Origin of the sequence: Ancylobacter sp. FA202, from assembly GCF_000380205.1 — a bacterium.
In the GTDB taxonomy this organism is placed as follows: Bacteria; Pseudomonadota; Alphaproteobacteria; order Rhizobiales; family Xanthobacteraceae; genus Ancylobacter.
This window is the reverse complement of record NZ_KB904818.1, coordinates 1599633-1617545: the sequence shown is the minus strand read 5'-3', so window position 1 is coordinate 1617545 and position 17913 is coordinate 1599633. Positions and strand designations below refer to the sequence as shown.

Here is a 17913-nt window from a genome sequence, read left to right as displayed (position 1 = left end):
CTTTCACCCGCCGCGCATGGCCTTCCACCGCCCTGTGCCGCCTTGAGTGCCCGATGAATCTGACACGTCTCACCGTCGTTGTTGCTGGCTTGCTGGCCGCGCTGTTGGCCGCCCCCACGGCGCGGGCGCAGGGGCTCGACCGCGCCGGCCTCATCGCCAATCTGTGCGGCAATGCCGGCGCGATGGGCGAGGCGGCTGCCGTGCTCACCGGCCTCGCCATGTCCGGCGATGCGGCCGACCGCGCCTTCGCCGTGCCGCTCGCCCGCGCGGTGATCGACCGCAAGCTCGCCTGCGACGACGCCGGCGCGGTGCTGACCGAGAGCGGTCTCGATGCTGTCACCCGCGCCCCGCGCGCGGCGGCGGGGGAGCCGCGCACCCCGGTTCTCAGCCTGAAGAACCGTGCCACCTATGAACAGGTCGACGCGGCGCTGGCCCTGCGCGCGGCCCCCGAAGCCGCCCAGCGCGCGGCGGCGCTGAAGACGCTGGAGCGCCGCCCGGCGCTGATTCCGGAAGGGCTGCTCGACGCCGCCGCCGCCTCGGAGCCCGATGCCGGGCTGAAGGCTGACATCGAGACCCTCGCCCAGACCGCCGCGCTCACTGCCGCCGACCCGGCTGCCCGCATAAGGGCGCTGGCGCGCATCGCCGACAATCCGAGCCGGCGCGCGCTGACGCAGGTTTCCGCCCTCACCGCCGATCCCGCCTATGCCGCCAGCCCGGAATTCCGCGCGGCGGTGGATGAGGCCACCGCACGCATCGGGCGCGGCATCGCCGTCGGCGACGTGCTGGCGACGGCCTATAACGGGCTGAGCTTCGCCTCCATCCTGTTCATGGCGGCGATCGGGCTGGCCATCATCTTCGGGCTGATGGGCGTCATCAATCTCGCCCAGGGCGAGCTGATCATGATCGGCGCCTATGTCACCTGGCTGGTGCAGCAGGGGCTGCGCGTCGTCGCCCCCTCGCTGCTCGACTGGTATCTGGTGCTCGCCATCCCCATCGCCTTCGTTGTGACCGCCGCCATCGGCATCGCGCTGGAAGCGAGCCTGTTGCGCCACCTCTACAAGCGCCCGCTGATGAGCCTGCTCGCCACCTGGGCGGTGAGCCTGTTTCTGATGAACCTGGTGCGCGTGGTGTTCGGCACCCAGAATCTGCAGTTCGAGACGCCGTTCTATGTCACCGGCGGCGTGCCTGTTATCGGCGACTTCATCTTCACCTGGAACCGCATGTTCGCCATTGCCTTCGCCGTGGTGACGCTGGCGCTGACCTGGGGGCTGGTGCGGCGCACCCCGTTCGGGCTCAACATCCGCGCGGTGACGCAGAATCGCGACATGGCCGCCTGCATCGGCATCCCGACACGGCGGGTGGACATGATGGCGTTCGGCCTCGGCTCTGGGCTGGCCGGGCTGGCCGGGCTGGCGCTGTCGCCGATCTATTCGGTGAACCCGCAAATGGGCCAGAACTTCATCATCGACGCCTTCATGGTGGTGGTGCTCGGCGGGGTCGGCACCATTGCCGGCACGGTGGTGGCCGCCTTGGGCATCGGCCAGATCAATGTGCTGATCGAGCCGCTCTGGGGCGCGGTGGCGGCGAAGGTGATCGTGCTGTTGATGATCATCGCCTTCCTGCAATGGCGGCCCGAGGGCCTGTTCGCCGTGAAGGGGCGCCGCAAATGAACCGCTTCGGCCGGATTACCCACACTGCACCGATCGTCCACCTCATTGCACTCATCGTCCTCGCCGCTCTGCTCATGGCGGGACTGGCCGGAACCGAGTTCGCGCTGTCGCGCTACCTCGCCAACGCCATCGGCCAGCTCGCCGCCTTCGCCGTTCTGGCGATTTCGCTCGACCTGATCTGGGGCTATCTCGGCATCTTGTCGCTCGGCCACGGGCTGTTCTTCGCACTCGGTGGCTACCTCATGGCGATGTATCTGCTCAAGCATTCCTTTGAAATCACCGGTACGGTGCCGGATTTCCTGCAGTTCATGGGCTGGAAGGAGTTCCCGTTTTATTGGGACGGATTCGAGTTCTTCCCCTATGCACTGGCCGCCGCCGTGGTGATAACCACGCTGATCTCCGGGCTTTTCGGCTACGTCTCCTTCCGCTCGCGGGTCGGCGGCGTGTATTTCGCCATCATCACCCAGGCGCTGGTCTATGTCGCCATGCTGCTGATGTTCCGCAACGACACCGGCTTCGGCGGCAATAATGGCATGACCGGATTCACGGTCCTGTTCGGCTGGCCAATGGGCACGTCAGGCATGATCACCGCCCTGGCCGTCGCCTCGCTGCTGGTGCTGGCGGGGGTATTGGCCGGCTGCAACTGGCTGGTGAGGAGCCGTTTCGGCGCGCTGATGCTGGCGACGCGCGACGACGAAACGCGCTTGCGAACAATGGGTTACGAGACGCTGCGGCTCAAGCTCATCGTCTGGTGCCTCTCCGCTCTCATCGCCATGCTGGCGGGCATGCTCTATGTGCCGCAGGTTGGCATCATCAATCCGCGCGTGCTCTCGCCCGAATTGTCGCTGGAAATCGCGGTGTGGGTGGCGATCGGCGGGCGCGGCCATCTGGTGGGGGCGGTGATCGGCGCGCTGCTGGTCAATGCGGTGAAGTTCTGGCTGTCCTTCGCCGCGCCTGAGATCTGGCCGTTCATCCTCTCCGGGCTGATCGTGCTGGTGGTGCTGGTCTTCCCCAACGGCTTGATGGACCTCGCGAAATTCAAGCTGGTGCGCCCGATGGGGGCGAAGCGCCTGGCCGCCGACATGGGCGAGGCGCGGCCATGAGCCTGACCGCGCTTCTGGTCGACGGCCTCACCGTCCGCTTCGGCAGCTTCCGCGCCCTCGACGACCTCTCGCTCGCGATCGATTATGGCGAGGTGCGCGCCATCATCGGCCCGAACGGTGCCGGCAAGACCACGCTGCTCGACGTCATCTCCGGCATCACCCGGCCGAAGCAGGGGCGGGTGCTGTTCGATGGCGCCATTGATCTCACGGGCCTCAGCGAAGCCGCCATCGCCCGCGCCGGCCTGCGGCGTAAGTTCCAAAAGCCGAGCGTTTTCGAGGGGTTGAGCGTGCGTCAGCATATCGCCATCGGCGCCGATGTCGGCTTCCGCGCCCGGCTCGACGCCCCCGCGCTGGAGGACCGCATTGGCGAGGTGCTGGAGACGGTGGGTCTCGTTGACCAGTCCCACCGCCTCGCCGGCGAACTCAGCCATGGCCAGAAGCAATGGCTTGAGATCGGCATGGTGCTGGCCTCCGACCCCAAGGTGCTGATGCTGGACGAGCCCGTTGCCGGCCTCACCGATGAGGAAACCGAGCGCACGGCGGCGCTGGTGCGTGCGCTCAAGCGGCCGGACCGCGCCATTGTGGTGGTCGAGCACGACATGGACTTCGTCGAGCGCATCGCCGATCGCGTCACGGTGCTGCATGAAGGCCGCACACTGTTCGAGGGCTCGATGGCCCATGTTCGCGCCGACGCGGCGGTGGTCGAGGTCTATTTGGGGCGATGAGCATGCAGTTTGCCGTGGAAGGCCTCGATCAGCATTACGGCTCGGCGCAGGTGCTGCGCCACATTGGCTTCGAGATCGCGCCGGGCGAATGCCTCGCCGTGCTCGGCCGCAACGGGGCGGGGAAGTCGACGCTGCTCAAATGCCTGATGGGTCTGCTGGCCCCGAGCGGGGGGCGGGTGATGATTGACGGGGCCGATGCTTCCGGCTGGTCGCCGCACCGGCGCTCCCGCGCCGGCCTCGCCTATGTGCCGCAGGGGCGCGAGATCTTCTCCGAACTGACGGTGGGCGAGAATGTCGAGGCCGCCGCCCGCGCGCACGGCACCTATGGCACGCCGGCGATGGACGAGGCGGTCGAGCTGTTCCCGGTGCTGCGCGAGATGTGGAAGCGGCCCGGCGGCGCGCTTTCGGGCGGGCAGCAGCAGCAGCTGGCGCTGGCCCGCGCGCTCGTCACCCAGCCCCGGCTGCTGATCCTCGACGAGCCGACGGAAGGCATCCAGCCCAACATCGTCGCCCTGATCGGCGAGGTACTGCGGGCGCTGAAGGGGCGGCTGTCGATCCTGCTGGTCGAGCAATATCTCGACTTCGCCATCGACACCGCCGACGCTTTCATCATCCTCTCGCGCGGCACGGTGGTCGAGGCCGGCCGTGCCGAGACGATGACGCGCGACCACCTCTCCCGCTTCATCGCCGTCTGAACCCCTATCCCAGCCGATTCCCAGGAGCTTCCCATGTCGCGCCGCTTCGAAATCCCCGCCACGCCGGAAAACATGGTGTTGGGCTATCTCGACAGCACCACGCCCCCGGTGCTGGAGGTGGCCTCCGGCGATGTGGTGACGCTGCACTCCTTCCCCGCCGGCGGCAAGGAGACGCTGCCGGACAATTTGCCGGTTCCGGCCGACTACATGGCCGCGCTCGACGCGCTGCCGCCCGGGCCGGGGCCGCATTTCATCACCGGCCCGGTCTATGTGCAGGGCGCGCAGCCCGGCGACACGCTGCAGGTCGACATTCTCGACGTGAAGGTGCGCCAGGACTGGGGCTTCGTCTCCATCCTGCCGCTGCTCGGCACGCTGCCGGACGAGTTCACCGATTACGAGACCATCCATCCCGTGGTCGATCACGCCAAGAATGTCTGCGTGATGCCGTGGGGCACGGAAATTCCGCTCGACCCGTTCTTCGGCATCATCGCCACCGCGCCGCCGCCGGCCTGGGGCCGCTGCGGCTCGCCGGTGCCGCGCGCCTTCGGCGGCAACATGGACAATAAGGAACTGCGCGCCGGCACCACGCTGTATCTGCCTGTTTTCAACGAGGGCGCGCTGTTCTTCGCCGGCGACGGGCATGGCGTGCAGGGCGATGGCGAGGTGTGCATCACCGCGCTGGAAACCGGCGTCACCGGCACGTTCCGCCTCACCCTGCGCAAGGACATGCGGCTCGACTGGCCCTTCGCCGAGAGCGCCACGCATCTGATGTCGATCGGCCTCGACGAGGATCTGGACGACGCCGCCAAGCAGGCGACGCGCGAAATGGTCAAGCATGTGTGCGAGCGCACCAATCTCTCGCGCAACCAGGCCTATATGCTGTGCTCGCTGGCCGGAAACCTGCGCGTGACGCAGATGGTGGACGGCAATAAGGGCGTCCACATGCTGCTCGCCAAATCGCTGCTCTGAGCCGCCGCCGCAAACCGCCGCCGTCGCCACGGCCCGACCGCGCCTGCGGTCGGGCCGTTTGCGTTTGCGCGTCCACCTTCTGCGATGAGCCGGGGGGCGCATCGAAATGGGTCATTCTTCCTGGCCGCCGCCGCCGGCTTAGGCGATCGTCGCGTGCATTCAGCGGGAATGACGGTTCAAGCATGTCCCCTGGCGCATCGTCTCCGACCCTGGCGGCGGAACGCGCTTTCCGTCGAGCGCGGGGAGGTGGCTGAAATGGTGCGCCCGTGCGGTATCTTCCTGCCGAAAGCTTCCGAAACGGGCGCGCCTACTTATTGATCAGTGCCGGCGGCCGGCGCCCGCTGGTGGGCCAGACCCACCCCGGCCCGCGCGCCGCCGTCGCCGCGCTTTCGTGCCTGCGCGCGGGGTTTGCTCTCCCGCAATAAGCCGAAATCAGAAGATCAACTCATTGAAATAAAAAGATTTTCCAAAGGTCTGGGCTGGTCGGGCGGCACGCTTGGCGCGGCTTGGCATGCGGTTTGCGGAAGCGAGGGGGCGGAAAGCCGCGGGATGTGGCGGGACGTCGTCGTCCCCGGCCCATCCCCGGCATGTCTGAGGAGGAAACATGAAGCTTCCGGTAAGTGCCAGCGAGAGTTTCGTCGAGTTCGCCGGCGTGCAGAAGAGCTATGACGGCGAGGTTCTGGTCGTGAAGGACCTCAGCCTGCGCATCCGCCGCGGCGAGTTCCTCACCATGCTGGGCCCCTCCGGCTCGGGCAAGACCACGACGCTGATGATGCTCGCCGGCTTCGAGACGCCGACCTCGGGCGACATCATGCTCGACGGCGCCCGCATCGACTCCCTGCCGCCCGAGAAGCGCAATATCGGCATGGTGTTCCAGAATTACGCGCTGTTTCCGCATATGAGCGTGGCGCAGAATGTCGGCTATCCCCTGAAGGTGCGGGGTCTGCCGAAGGCAGAGATCGCTGAACGCGTCGCCAAGGCGCTCGACATGGTGCATCTGGGCAGCTTCGCCGCGCGCATGCCGGGCCAGCTCTCCGGCGGCCAGCAGCAGCGCGTCGCCCTCGCCCGGGCGCTGGTGTTCGAGCCGAAGCTGGTGCTGATGGACGAGCCGCTCGGCGCGCTCGACAAGCAGCTGCGCGAGCACATGCAGATGGAGATCCGCCATCTGCATGAGCGCCTGGGGATCACCGTGGTCTATGTCACCCACGACCAGAGCGAGGCGCTGACCATGTCGGACCGCGTCGCCGTGTTCAATGCCGGCATCATCCAGCAGGTCGCCCCGCCGGCCGAGCTGTATGAAAGCCCGGCCAATTCCTTCGTCGCCCAGTTCATCGGCGAGAATAACCGCCTGCCCGGCCGCATCGAGGCGGCGAACGGCACGCTGTGCTCGGTGGTGCTCGCCAATGGCGATGTCGTCACCGCCACCCTCACCGATGCGGCGCGGGTGGGCGAGGACTGCCTGCTCTCCATCCGTCCAGAGCGGGTCAAGATCGCCCCGCCCGGGGGCCCGCTCGACAACCATTTCGAGGCCGTGGTCGCCGAGATGATCTACCTCGGCGACCATGTGCGCGTGCGCTGCGTGCTCGACAGCGGCGCCGATGTGGTCGTGAAGGTCGGCAATGTCGAGGACCGGCCGGTCTTCGCTGTCGGCTCCCGCATACCGCTGGGATGGCGCGCGCAGGACTGCCGCGCCCTCGACGCGGCCTGACGCCTGCTCCCCCGACCCTGCTCCCCCGACGCCTGCTCCCCGACGCCTCCCGCCAACCGATCCAAAGGGAATGACTATGCAGATGAAGTCGCTGAAGATGACCCTTTCCGCGCTCGCCCTTTCGGCGACCTGCGGCGCCGCCGTCGCGGCGGACAGCCTCACCATCACCTCCTGGGGCGGCGCCTACCAGACCAGCCAGGACGAGGCCTATTACAAGCCCTACACCGCCAAGACCGGCACCAAGATCGTCCAGGAAGAGTATAACGGCGAAGCCGCGCGCATCCGCGCCATGGTCGAATCCGGCAACACCACCTGGGACGCCGTCGATGTCGATGCCGCCACCGCCCAGCAGGGCTGTGACGAGGGCTTCCTCACCCCGATCGACTATTCCAAGTTCGGTGGCGAGGCCGCCTTCGTGAAGGGGTCGACCTTCGAGTGCGGCATCCCGACCATCATCTATTCGACCATCTACGCCTATGACGCCGACAAGATTAAGGATGGCCCGACCACCATCGCCGGCCTGTTCGACACCAAGAAGTGGCCGGGCAAGCGCTCGCTGCAGAAGACGCCCTTCGGCAATCTCGAATTCGCGCTGATGGCCGACGGCGTGCCCGCCGACAAGGTCTATGAGACGCTGAAGACCAAGGAAGGCGTCGATCGCGCCTTCAAGAAGCTCGACACCATCAAGAAGGACATCGTGTGGTGGGAGGCCGGCGCCCAGCCGCCGCAGCTGCTCGCCTCCGGCGAAGTGGTGATGGCCACCGCCTGGAACGGGCGCATCTTCAACGCCAACAAGGTGGACAAGAAGAACTTCAAGATCGTCTGGGACGGCCAGCTGATGGACTATGACCTGTGGTCGATCCCGAAGGGGGTGAAGGACCTCGACGCGGTCTACAAGTTCATCGAATTCGCCTCCAGCCCCGAGGCTCAGGCGGCGCAGACCAAGTACATCTCCTATGGACCGGCGCTGCTCGCCGCCACCCCGCTGGTCTCGCCCGACATCCTCAAGGACCTGCCGACGGCGCCCGCGAACGCCAAGACCGCGCTCGCCAACGATCCCGTCTTCTGGGGCGACAACAAGGAAGAGCTGCTGAAGCGCTTCAACACCTGGATCGCCCAGTGATCCCACGCGCTCCGGGGAAACCATCCCGGCGCGCCAGGGTGTGACGACCGGCCGGCCCTCAAGGGGGCGGCCGGAAAGAGCGGCCGGGGCTCTCGGTGTCCCGGCCGGAAACCGATCGCGCCGCCATCTCCAGAGGCGGACGGCGCGGCACCAGCCGAGGGGGATTTCATCATGGCCGTGGCCGCCCTGCCGGGCGAGGCCGGACCCGACGTGGACCGCACCTCGCTCAAGACCAAGCTCAGGCGCGCCGAGCGCGTCAATCGCGCGCGCTCCTTCTCGCTCGTCGCCCCGCTGCTGCTGTTCGTGCTGGCGGTGTTCGCCCTGCCGATCGGGCTGATGCTGGTGCGCGCGGTGGAGAATACCGAGGTGCGCGAGACGATGCCCCGCACCATCGCGGCGTTGGACGGATGGGACGGCCAGGCGACCCCGGGCGAGGACGTGTTCGCGGCCTTCGCCGACGAGCTGGTGCAGACGCAGAAGGACCGCACCACCGCGCTGGTCGGCAAGCGGATCAATTACGAGGTGCCCGGCGCCCGCTCGCGCTTTCTGAAAGCCGGCCGGCTGGTCGACGCCGGCGGCGGCGGGCCGTGGCGGGAGAAGTTCCTCGCCGCCGATCCCGAATGGGGCTCGGTGGAGTTCTGGGCGATCATGAAGCGGGCCGGGGCGACGTTCACGCCCTATTACCTCCTCACCTCGCTCGATCTGCGCCAGGACGCGCAAGGCGCGGTGGGCCGCAATTTCGCCGACCAGTCGATCTTCGTCGACATCTTCTTCCGCACCATCTGGATCAGCCTGCTGGTGACGCTGGCCACGCTGGTGCTCGGCTATCCCGTGGCGCATCTGCTGGCGATCCTGCCCCCTCGCCACGCCAATGTGCTGATGATCCTGGTGCTGCTGCCCTTCACCACCTCGATCCTGGTGCGGACCACGGCGTGGATCGTGCTGTTGCAGAGCAATGGCGTGCTCAACGACATACTGCTGGCGCTGAACCTGACCACGGAACGGGTGCAGCTGATCTTCAACCGTTTCGGCACGGTGCTGGCGATGACGCATATCCAGCTGCCCTTCACCATCCTGCCGATCTATTCGGTGATGAAGTCGATTCCGCCCTCGCATCTGCGGGCGGCGCGCTCGCTGGGGGCCGGGCCGCTGACCGCCTTCGTCTCGGTCTACATGCCGCAGACCCTGCCCGGCGTCGGCGCCGGCTGCCTGCTCACCTTCATCCTGTCGCTGGGCTACTACATCACCCCGGCGCTGGTCGGCGGGCCGCAGGACCAGATGGTCAGCTATTTCGTCGCGCTCTACACCAATCGCGAAATGAACTGGGGGCAGGCCTCGGCGCTCGGCGCCATCCTGCTGCTGATCACGCTGGCGCTCTACGCGCTGTTCAACCGCCTTGTCGGGATCGACAAGGTCAAGCTGGGCTGATCGACATGCTGGCACCCTCCTATGCGACCCCGCGCGAGAAGCTGTCCTATTTCGTCTTCGCGCTGTTCTGCGCCCTGGTGTTCCTGTTCCTGATCGGCCCGATCCTGGTGATCATGCCGCTCTCCTTCTCCAGCGAACCCTGGTTCACCTATCCGCTGCCGGGGCTGAGCCTGCGCTGGTACATCGATTTCTTCACCGATGAGCGCTGGCGTATCGCGCTGCAGAACAGCGGCATCGTCGCGCTCTTCGCCACGCTGATCGCCACCGGGCTCGGCACGCTCGCCGCGCTCGGCCTGTCGCGCGGCAACGTGCCCTTTGCCGGGCTGATCCTGTCGATCCTGATCTCGCCGATGATCGTGCCTGTCGTGATCGTGGCGGTGGCGATGTTCTTCGGCTTCGCGGCGGTGGGGCTGAACAACACCTATCTCGGCCTCATCCTCGCCCATGCGATTCTCGGCACACCCTTCGTCGTCATCACCGTGACGGCGACGCTGACCGGCTTCGACCGCACGCTGACCCGGGCCGCCGCCTCGCTCGGCGCCTCGCCCTGGACGGCGTTCCGCACCATCACCCTGCCGCTGATCGCCCCGGGCGTCACCTCAGGCGCGCTGTTCGCCTTCGTCACCTCCTGGGACGAGGTCGTGGTGGCGCTGTTCCTCGCCAGCCCGGACCAGCGCACCCTGCCGCGGCAGATGTTCTCCGGCATTCGCGAGCAGATCTCACCGACGATCACCGCCGCCGCCACGCTGCTGGTCTTCTTCGCCGCGCTGTTGATGCTGACGCTGGAACTGCTGCGCCGCCGCTCGGAGCGCTTGCGCGGCACCGGGGGCTGACGGCGGAGCGCCGTCAGCGGTCAAAGGCTTCAGCGGTCGAAGGTCTCGCGCGCTCGGTCCCATTTCAGCCGCGCCTTCACCGCCAGCGGCCAGGCGGCATGGCCGAGGATCGGGTTGATGCGGGTAACGGGGAGGTCGAGCGCCTCCCGCCCGCCGCCGGCGGCGTGGCGGGCGAGCATGCGGCCCGTCGCGGTGGCCATGGCGACGCCCCGGCCATTATAGCCGAGCCCGATGGTCAGCCCCGCCTCCGGCTCGTGCAGATGCGGCAGCTGATCCCAGGTGACGGCGACCTGCCCATTCCAGCGATGCGTCCATTCCACTGACCTGAGCACCGGGAACAGCCGGGTGGCGTGATCGACAAGCGTGCGAAAATCCTGCCGAGCGCTGGCCGGCCGCAGCACGCTGCGCCCGCCCATGACAAAGCGGCCGGCGTCATCCAGCCGGTAATAGGCATAGGAGGCCGACATCTCGTAGAGCACGACGCCGTTCGACAGGATCGGCGCCGCGAGGTCGGGCGGCAGCGGTTCGGTGGCGGTGATCGAGGAATAGACCGGGATGACGCTGCGCCGCAGGCCGGGCCAGAGGTCGTCGCTATAGCCATTGGTGGCGAGGATCACCCGCTCGGCGCGCACGAGGCCGTTCGGCGTCGTGATCTCCCAGCCGCCGGCGACGCGCGCCAGCCGCGTGGCCGGGGTGTCGGTGAACAGGCGGGCGCCGGCCGCCATCGCCGCGCCGGCGAGGCCCCGGCAATAGGCGAGCGGATTCACCTGGCCGCCGCGCCGGTCATGGGCGCCGAGGGGATAGAAGCCGGTGCCGGTGAGGCGCGCCATCTCCTTGCCCTCGCTGATCACCACATCGGCGCCGCGCGCCGCCCATTGGCGCTGGAACTCGCGCACCCCCTTGGCGGCGCGCTCCGAGATGGCGGCGCGCAGCGTGCCGCCGCGCCGGGGGGCGCAGTCGATGCGGTGACGGGCGATGAGGTCGAAGACAAGGCCGGGCGCCTCATCGCCGAGCCGCACCATCCTCCCGCCGAGATCGGCGCCGAAGGCCTGCTCCAGCTGGTCCGGCTCCCATTTCAGCCCGGGATTGACCTGCCCGCCATTGCGGCCGGAAGCCCCCCAGCCGATCTGGCTCGCCTCCAGCACCAGCGCATCGGCGCCCGCCTCGGCGAGGTGCAGCGCGGCGGAAAGGCCGGTGAATCCGGCGCCGACGATGACGACTTTCGCCGTGGTGTCGCCGGCGAGCGCGGCGGTCTCTGGCGCGGGCGGCGCGGTTTCCCGGTAGAGCGAGCGCGGCATGGGGCGGCGGGCAAGGGTCTCGACCATTTCAGGTCTCCGCTCGGGCTGGTGGGCTCACAGTCCCGCCATTGGGCGCGGGCGCGAACCGTCGAAGAAGCGCGACAGGCGATAGGGCGCGGGGTCGGCGATCGGCGTGGCGCCGGTGACGAGATCGGCGACCAGATGGCCGGCGCCCGGGCCGATGCCGAAGCCATGGCCGGAAAAGCCGGTCGCCACGATGAGGCCGGACACCGTGTCGACAGGGGAGATCACCGGCACCGCGTCGGGCGTCGCATCGATGAAGCCGGCCCAGCTCTGCACGATCCGCGCCCCGGCAAAGACCGGAAAGCGCCGCTGCAGCGCGGCGAAGGCCTGCCGGAGATAGCCATTGTCCGGCGCGGGGTCGAGCGCCCGGGCTGCCTCATAGACCGAAGGCTCGTCAAAGGCGCGCCGCGCGCTCTCCCGCCATTCGGTGACAAAGCGCGGGCCGAGGCGCAGCCGCAGCGAGGCGAATTCCATCTGCAGCGCGGGGAGGAAGGGCAAGGCGAAGCGGAAACTGTCCGGCACGATCGGCACCACGTTCACATGCCCATTGGCGAGTGTGTAGCCGCCATCCTCCCGGCGCCGAAAGGCGAAATCATGGTCCCACAGCGCCGGTGCCGGGCCGTTCGGCACCGGCGAGGTGCGCAGCACGCTGGCCCGCACCTTCAGCTGCGGCAGGTCGATGCCGACATCGGCGAGGATGCGCCGCGTCCACGCCCCGCCGGCGACCACGACATTCGACGTCGTGATGCGCCCGCGCTCGGTGATGGCGGCGATCACCCGTCCGCCGCCGGTCTCGACGCCGCGCACCGCACAATCGGTGAGGATGATGGCACCGCGCTTGCGCGCCGCCTCGGCGATTGCCGGCGCCGCCCGCTGCGGTTCGGCGCGTCCGTCGGAGGCGCACCAGAGCGCGGCCGGCGGCGGCTTGGTATCGCCGGGCATATGCCGGGCCAACGCGGCGCGAGAGAGCATCTCGGCATGAATGCCGGCGCCGGCGGCGTCCCTTACCCAATCGGCGAAGGAGGCTTCCTTCTTCGCGTCATTGGCGGCGAACAGGATGCCCGTCGTGGTGAAGCCGGTGGAGGCGCCGATATGGACGTCCATGCCGCGCCACAGCCGCAGCGCCTCGCGGATCAGCTCGAATTCGCGCGGGTCGCGCTTGGCCTGCCGGCACCAGCCCCAGTTGCGGCTGGATTGCTCGCCGGCGATGTGGCCCTTCTCGCAGAGAACCACTTTGAGGCCGCGCTCGGCGAGATAGAGCGCGCTTGTTGTGCCGATGATGCCGCCGCCGACGATGACGACATCGGCGTCGGGCGGGCAGGTGGGGTCGGAAGCGACGGGTACGACTTGGGGTCCCATGATGGCCTGTTCGAGCATGGAAGTGGCGTGCGGCCCTTCATGCGCGTGGCCGGACGCCGAAGCTAGCAAAAGCGATGCCAGCGGCGATCGCTCTTTCTCGCCTCGTCCACAAGCGGTGCCGCAGTGGCGCCCTCGCGCATCAGAACCCCATCGCCGCGCCGTCGCTGCGCGGGTCGGTCGCTCCCTCCAGCCGGCCGTCGGGCTGGCGGACGATGGCGCCGGCATGACCCATCATGGCGTCGAAGGGCGCCACGGTCTCCACCTCGTGCCCGGCCGACCGCAGGGCGGCAACGAGTTCCGGCGGGAAGCGGTCCTCCAGCTTCAGCGTCACCGTCTCCGCCCCCCAGGTGCGGCCCAGCAGCCAGCGCGGGGCGGTGATGGCGGCCTGCACCTCCTGCCCGAACAGGGCGTAGCGCGAGAACAGCGCGGCCTGCGTCTGCGGCTGGCCCTCCCCACCCATGGTGCCATAGACCATGTGGCGGCCATCCTCGAATTGCGCCATGGCCGGATTGAGGGTGTGGAAGGGCTTGCGGCCGGGGGCCAGAAGGCGCGGGCCGTCGCCGGCAAGGGCGAAGCTGGAGCCGCGATTCTGCCAGACGATGCCGGTCTGCGGCAGCACGATGCCGGAGCCGAACTCGAAATAGATGCTCTGGATGAAGCTGGCCGCCAGCCCGTTGCCGTCGATGGCGCCGAGCCAGACCGTGTCGCCGGCCGAGGGCGGCGCCGGCCAGGGCAGGGCGCGCGCCGGGTCGATGCGGGCGGCAAGCCGGTCGAGCGCCGCGTCGGTCAGCCAGTCGCGCGGGTCGCCGGTCATGGAATCGGGATCGCCGACAAGCCGGTCGCGCACGAGGAAGGCCTGCTTGGTCGCCTCCACCAGCCCGTGCAGATGGGCGAAGCCCTCGGCCTCGCTCACGCCGAGCCGGCTGAACAGGGCAAGGATCATCAGCGAGGCCAGCCCCTGCGTCGGCGGGGGAAAGTTGAAGAGCGTGAGGCCCGGCAGCTTCACCGATAGCGGCGCAACGCGGCTCGCGCGGCAGGCGGCGAGGTCGTCCAGTGTCACCGGCGTGCCCGCAGTGGCGAGATCCTGCGCGATTTCGCGCGCCAGGGCACCGCGATAGAAGCTCTCCGTGCCCTCGACGCCGAGCCGGTGCAGGGTCTCGCCCAGCGCCGGCAGCTTCATCGTGGAGCCGGTCGCCGGCGCGGCGCCGTCCACCAGGAAGCTGTCGGCGAAGCCGGAGACATGGCCGAGTTCCGGCAGTTTCTGCGTGGTCAGTTCGCTCTGGCTGGCGGTGACGGCGAAGCCGTTGCGCGCGTGCCAGACCGCGTCCTCCACCAGCCGCGCCAGCGGCAGCGTGCCGCCGCGCTCCACGCTCAGCGCCAGCGCCTCGCCCCAGCCGCCAATGGTGCCGGCGGTGGTGTTGGCGGCGAGCGGCCCGCGCTGGGGAATCGCCTCCAGCCCGGCGCGGAAATACAGCTCCGGCGTCGCCGCCGCCGCCGCCCGGCTGCAGGCGTCGATCGCCACCGGTTCCTCGCCCGGCGCGCCGACCAGCCAGAAGCCGTCGCCGCCGATCGCGGTCATGTGCGGGTAGACGACGGCCAGCGCCGCCGCCATGGCGATGGTCGCTTCCACCGCATTGCCGCCTTCGCGCAGCACCCGCAGCCCCGCCTCGCTGGCGAGATGATGCGGCGATGTCACCATGCCGCGACGGGCACGAACGGTATTCAGCATGTCACGTAAACTCCGGCTACCAGCCGATCGCCTTCGGCAGCCAGGTCGCTACCGCAGGGAAGGTGAAGACCAGCGCCACGGCGCAGATCTGAAGCCCGATAAAGGGAAGGACGCCGCGATAGATGTCGCCGGTCGTCACTTCAGGCGGCGCCACGCCGCGCAGGTAGAACAGCGCCCAGCCAAAGGGCGGCGTGAGGAAGGAGGTCTGCAGCACCGTGGCGATCAGCGCCGCCGCCCAGACCAGGTCGACCCCGGCCGCGTTCAGCAATGGCAGGAACATCGGCACCACGATGTAGCTGATCTCGATCCACTCGATGAAGAAGCCGAGCACGAAGATGATCAGCAGCATGAAGATGAGGATGCCGTCCGTGCCGCCGGGCACCAGCGCGAAGGCGTCATGCACCAGCCGCTCGCCGCCGAGGCCACGGAAGGCCAGCGCGAACACCTGCGAGCAGATCAGCACGAAGAACATCATCGCGGTGATGCGGGCCGTGGTCTGCACCGTGTCGATCAGCGTCCGCAGGGTGAAGCGCCCGGCGAAGGCGGCGACGAGGATGGAGCCGAGCGCGCCCATGCTGGCCGCTTCCGTCGGCGCGGCAATGCCGCCAATGATCGAGCCGAGCACGGCCAGCACGAGGCCGATCGGCGGCAGGCCAACCTTCAGCGCGCTCAGCCAGAGCTGCCGGCGCGGCATCGCCTGGCGCTCGGCGAGCGGAATGGCCGGCACTTTTTCCGGCCAGATGACGCCGACGAGCAGCATGTAGACGCAGAAAATGCCGGTGAGCAGCAGCCCCGGCATCAGGGCGGCGGCGAACAGCGTGCCGACGGATTCGCCGAGAATGTCGGCGAGCAGGATCAGGATGGTGGAGGGTGGGATGAGCTGGCCGAGCGTGCCGGAGGCGCAGATGGCGCCGCAGGACAGGCTGCGGTCATAGCCGCGCCGCAGCAGGGTCGGCAGGGTCAGCAGGCCGAGCGTGACGATGGTGGCGCCGACAATGCCCGTCGTCGCGCCCATCAGCATGCCGACGAGCACGATGCCCAGCCCCATGCCGCCGCGCAGGCCGCCGGAGAGATGGCCGATCACCTCCATCAGCTCGTCGGCGAGCCGCGACTTCTCCAGCATCACGCCCATGAACACGAAGAGCGGGATGGCGATCAGCGTGTAATTGGCGGTGACGCCATAGATGCGCGCCGGCAGCAGCCCGAACAGGCTGGAGCCGAAGCCGAGCCAGCCGAAGAAGAAGCCGCTGATCGCCAGCGTGAGCGCCACCGGCACGCCGATGAGCAGCATGACGAAGAAGGAGGCGATGCAGGCGATCGCCAGAATTTCATTGACGGGCATTGGCAGGCACCTGCGCGGGAGGAGAGGCCTCGCCGCCGAGGAAGGGGATGAGGGCGCGCAGGCTGGCGGCAAGGCTCTGGAGGAGCAGCAGCACGAAGCCGGCCGGGATCATCGCCTTGATGATGAAGCGATAGGGCAGCCCGCCGGGATCGGGCGAGCCTTCGCCGATGCGGTAGGACTGCATCACATAGCGCCAGGACAGGATGATGATGATGACCGACAGCGCCACCACGCTCAGCGCCGAGAACAGGTCGATCGCCTGCCGCACGCGCAGGGGCAGGCGGGCATAGAGGATGTCCACCCGCACATGGCCTTCATGCTTGATCGTGTAGGCGATGCACAGCAGCGTCAGCGGCGCCATCAGGTGCCATTCCAGCTCCTGCATCGCCACCGAGCCGGTGCTGAAGACGTAGCGCATCAGCACATTGCCGGCCATGACGAGGACGAGCGCGAAGCCCGTCCACGCCGCGACCCAGCCGCAGGCCTCGACGATCACGTCGAGGCCGCGGGCGATTTTTTCGAGAGTGCCGCTCATGAGCCCCTGCGGATCTGGGTCTGGTACACCGCCTCGGAAAGGCCGGCCCACTGGCTGTGCTTGGCGGCGAAGGCCGTGAAGCTGTCATAGACCTTCTTGATCTTCGGGTCGGAATCGGCGAGCTGCTGCAGCGTGGTGGCGGAGACCTCGCGCAGCTTGTCGACCACAGGCGCCGGGTAGGGGCCGGCGATCACGCCCTGGTTCTGCACGAGATCGGCCATCGCCTCGCCATTGGTCGCCTCGCACCAGGTGTGGCTGAGCACGTTGCAGGCCATGGCGGCGGCGCGGACGATTTCCTTGAGATCGTCCGGCAGCGAGTTCCAGGCGGTCTTGTTGACGATCAGCTCGGTAACGTTGTTCGGCTCGTGCCAGCCGGTGGTGTAATAGTATTTCGCCGCCTTCTGCAGGCCGAGGCGCCGGTCCTGATAGGGGCCGACGAATTCGGCCGCGTCGATCACGCCGCGCTCCAGCGCCGGGAAGATCTCGCCGCCGGGCAGCAGCTTCACGTCGACGCCGAGCTGGGCATAGACCTTTCCGGCGAGGCCCGGGATGCGCATCTTCAGGCCCTTGAAGTCCTCGACCTTCTCGATCGGCTTGCGGAACCAGCCGGACATCTGCACGCCGGTATTGCCCAGCGGCATCGGCACGAGGTTGAAGGGGTCGTAGAGCTCTTCCCACAGCTGCAGGCCGCCGCCATGGTAGATCCAGGCGTTCTGGCCCTGGAAATTGAGGCCGAAGGGCACGCAGGTGAAGAACTGCGCCGCCGGCACCTTGCCGGCCCAGAAATAGGAATTGGCGGCGTTCATCTCGACCGTGCCTGACGAGACCGCGTCGAAGCCTTCAAGCGCCGGGATGAGTTCGCCCGCCGCGAAGTGCTGGATGGTGAGGCGCCCGCCCGACATCTTGCCGACCAGATCGCAGAAATAGGTCGGGCTGCCCGGGCCGGTGACATAGAAGGGCGCGCCGGGACCATAGGCATTGGTCATCTTCCAGCTGAACGTCTCCTGGGCGCGGGCGACGTGCGGCGCGGCGAGCGTGACGGCAGCGGCGGTGCCGGCAAGGCTGGCCCCCAGAAATCCACGGCGATCCATGTTGTTCCCCTTGTCTTGATGGGCGCCGTGAGCCTGCGGCGCGTCCTGATCGGGACGAGATAACCCGGCGAAACGGCGCCAGGGCAATGCCCCATTGGGGGCAGGGGCTGGGCAGGCGGGCACTGGCGCGGCCGGGATCGACGTCAAATTATAGATTAAAAACAATACGTTGTTCAGAAATGACGCGATTTTGTGCGCCGGTCCTCCGCATCGGCGCGACAAGTTTTTGTGCGCCGTTCGTCAAAGTGCTTCACTGCGGAAACCGCCTCCCACCGTGTAGA

The 17913-nt window shown here is 68.2% G+C and carries 15 protein-coding genes; 9 read left to right on the top strand and 6 right to left on the bottom strand.

The window, feature by feature from the left end; genetic code table 11:
- Positions 1–53 precede the first annotated feature (53 nt).
- The 9 genes from urtB to A3M1_RS0107330 all read left to right on the top strand — a co-directional run bounded on the left by urtB (position 54) and on the right by A3M1_RS0107330 (position 10254).
- Positions 54–1670, top strand: a complete 1617-nt coding sequence (gene urtB, locus A3M1_RS0107370) for an urea ABC transporter permease subunit UrtB (protein ID WP_018388315.1) — start codon at positions 54–56, stop codon at positions 1668–1670.
- Positions 1667–2773 carry an urea ABC transporter permease subunit UrtC gene (gene urtC, locus A3M1_RS0107365; RefSeq protein WP_018388314.1) on the top strand — a complete coding sequence of 369 codons (1107 nt, stop codon included), beginning with the start codon at positions 1667–1669 and terminating at the stop codon, positions 2771–2773. Before urtB ends, urtC begins: the two co-directional genes overlap by 4 nt.
- On the top strand, positions 2770–3498 hold the full coding sequence (gene urtD, locus A3M1_RS0107360) for an urea ABC transporter ATP-binding protein UrtD (protein WP_018388313.1): 729 nt from the start codon (positions 2770–2772) through the stop codon (positions 3496–3498). The genes urtC and urtD overlap by 4 nt, the downstream gene beginning before the upstream one ends.
- A complete protein-coding gene (urtE, locus tag A3M1_RS0107355; RefSeq protein WP_018388312.1) occupies positions 3495–4193 on the top strand; it encodes an urea ABC transporter ATP-binding subunit UrtE in 699 nt (232 codons plus the stop codon). Before urtD ends, urtE begins: the two co-directional genes overlap by 4 nt.
- Before the next feature lie 33 nt (positions 4194–4226).
- On the top strand, positions 4227–5162 hold the full coding sequence (locus A3M1_RS0107350) for an acetamidase/formamidase family protein (protein WP_018388311.1): 936 nt from the start codon (positions 4227–4229) through the stop codon (positions 5160–5162).
- A gap of 604 nt (positions 5163–5766) precedes the next feature.
- Positions 5767–6870: an ABC transporter ATP-binding protein gene (locus A3M1_RS0107345; RefSeq protein ID WP_018388310.1), complete on the top strand. Its 1104-nt coding sequence runs from the start codon at positions 5767–5769 to the stop codon at positions 6868–6870.
- A 76-nt stretch (positions 6871–6946) separates the two neighbouring features.
- On the top strand, positions 6947–7993 hold the full coding sequence (locus A3M1_RS0107340; RefSeq protein WP_018388309.1) for an ABC transporter substrate-binding protein: 1047 nt from the start codon (positions 6947–6949) through the stop codon (positions 7991–7993).
- A 171-nt stretch (positions 7994–8164) separates the two neighbouring features.
- On the top strand, positions 8165–9421 hold the full coding sequence (locus tag A3M1_RS0107335; RefSeq protein ID WP_018388308.1) for an ABC transporter permease: 1257 nt from the start codon (positions 8165–8167) through the stop codon (positions 9419–9421).
- Positions 9422–9426: 5 nt separating this feature from the next.
- Complete coding sequence (locus A3M1_RS0107330; protein WP_018388307.1) at positions 9427–10254, top strand: ABC transporter permease; 828 nt, start codon at positions 9427–9429, stop codon at positions 10252–10254.
- 29 nt (positions 10255–10283) lie between these two features.
- Here the strand turns inward: A3M1_RS0107330 and A3M1_RS0107325 are convergent, their stop codons facing one another.
- The 6 genes from A3M1_RS0107325 to A3M1_RS0107300 all read right to left on the bottom strand — a co-directional run bounded on the left by A3M1_RS0107325 (position 10284) and on the right by A3M1_RS0107300 (position 17632).
- The gene (locus A3M1_RS0107325) at positions 10284–11579 is read right to left on the bottom strand and encodes an FAD-binding oxidoreductase (protein ID WP_018388306.1); all 1296 of its coding nucleotides are present in this window, start codon (positions 11577–11579) and stop codon (positions 10284–10286) included.
- Positions 11580–11606: 27 nt separating this feature from the next.
- On the bottom strand, positions 11607–12938 hold the full coding sequence (locus A3M1_RS0107320) for an FAD-binding oxidoreductase (protein ID WP_026221198.1): 1332 nt from the start codon (positions 12936–12938) through the stop codon (positions 11607–11609).
- A gap of 136 nt (positions 12939–13074) precedes the next feature.
- Positions 13075–14664, bottom strand: coding sequence for a gamma-glutamyltransferase family protein (locus A3M1_RS0107315; RefSeq protein WP_018964167.1), 1590 nt, complete (start codon positions 14662–14664; stop codon positions 13075–13077).
- 16 nt (positions 14665–14680) lie between these two features.
- Complete coding sequence (locus A3M1_RS0107310; protein WP_018388303.1) at positions 14681–16006, bottom strand: TRAP transporter large permease subunit; 1326 nt, start codon at positions 16004–16006, stop codon at positions 14681–14683.
- Complete coding sequence (locus tag A3M1_RS0107305) at positions 15993–16541, bottom strand: TRAP transporter small permease subunit (protein ID WP_018388302.1); 549 nt, start codon at positions 16539–16541, stop codon at positions 15993–15995. The genes A3M1_RS0107310 and A3M1_RS0107305 overlap by 14 nt, the downstream gene beginning before the upstream one ends.
- Positions 16538–17632, bottom strand: a complete 1095-nt coding sequence (locus A3M1_RS0107300) for a TRAP transporter substrate-binding protein (RefSeq protein ID WP_018388301.1) — start codon at positions 17630–17632, stop codon at positions 16538–16540. Before A3M1_RS0107300 ends, A3M1_RS0107305 begins: the two co-directional genes overlap by 4 nt.
- Between the last annotated feature and the right edge of the window lie 281 nt (positions 17633–17913).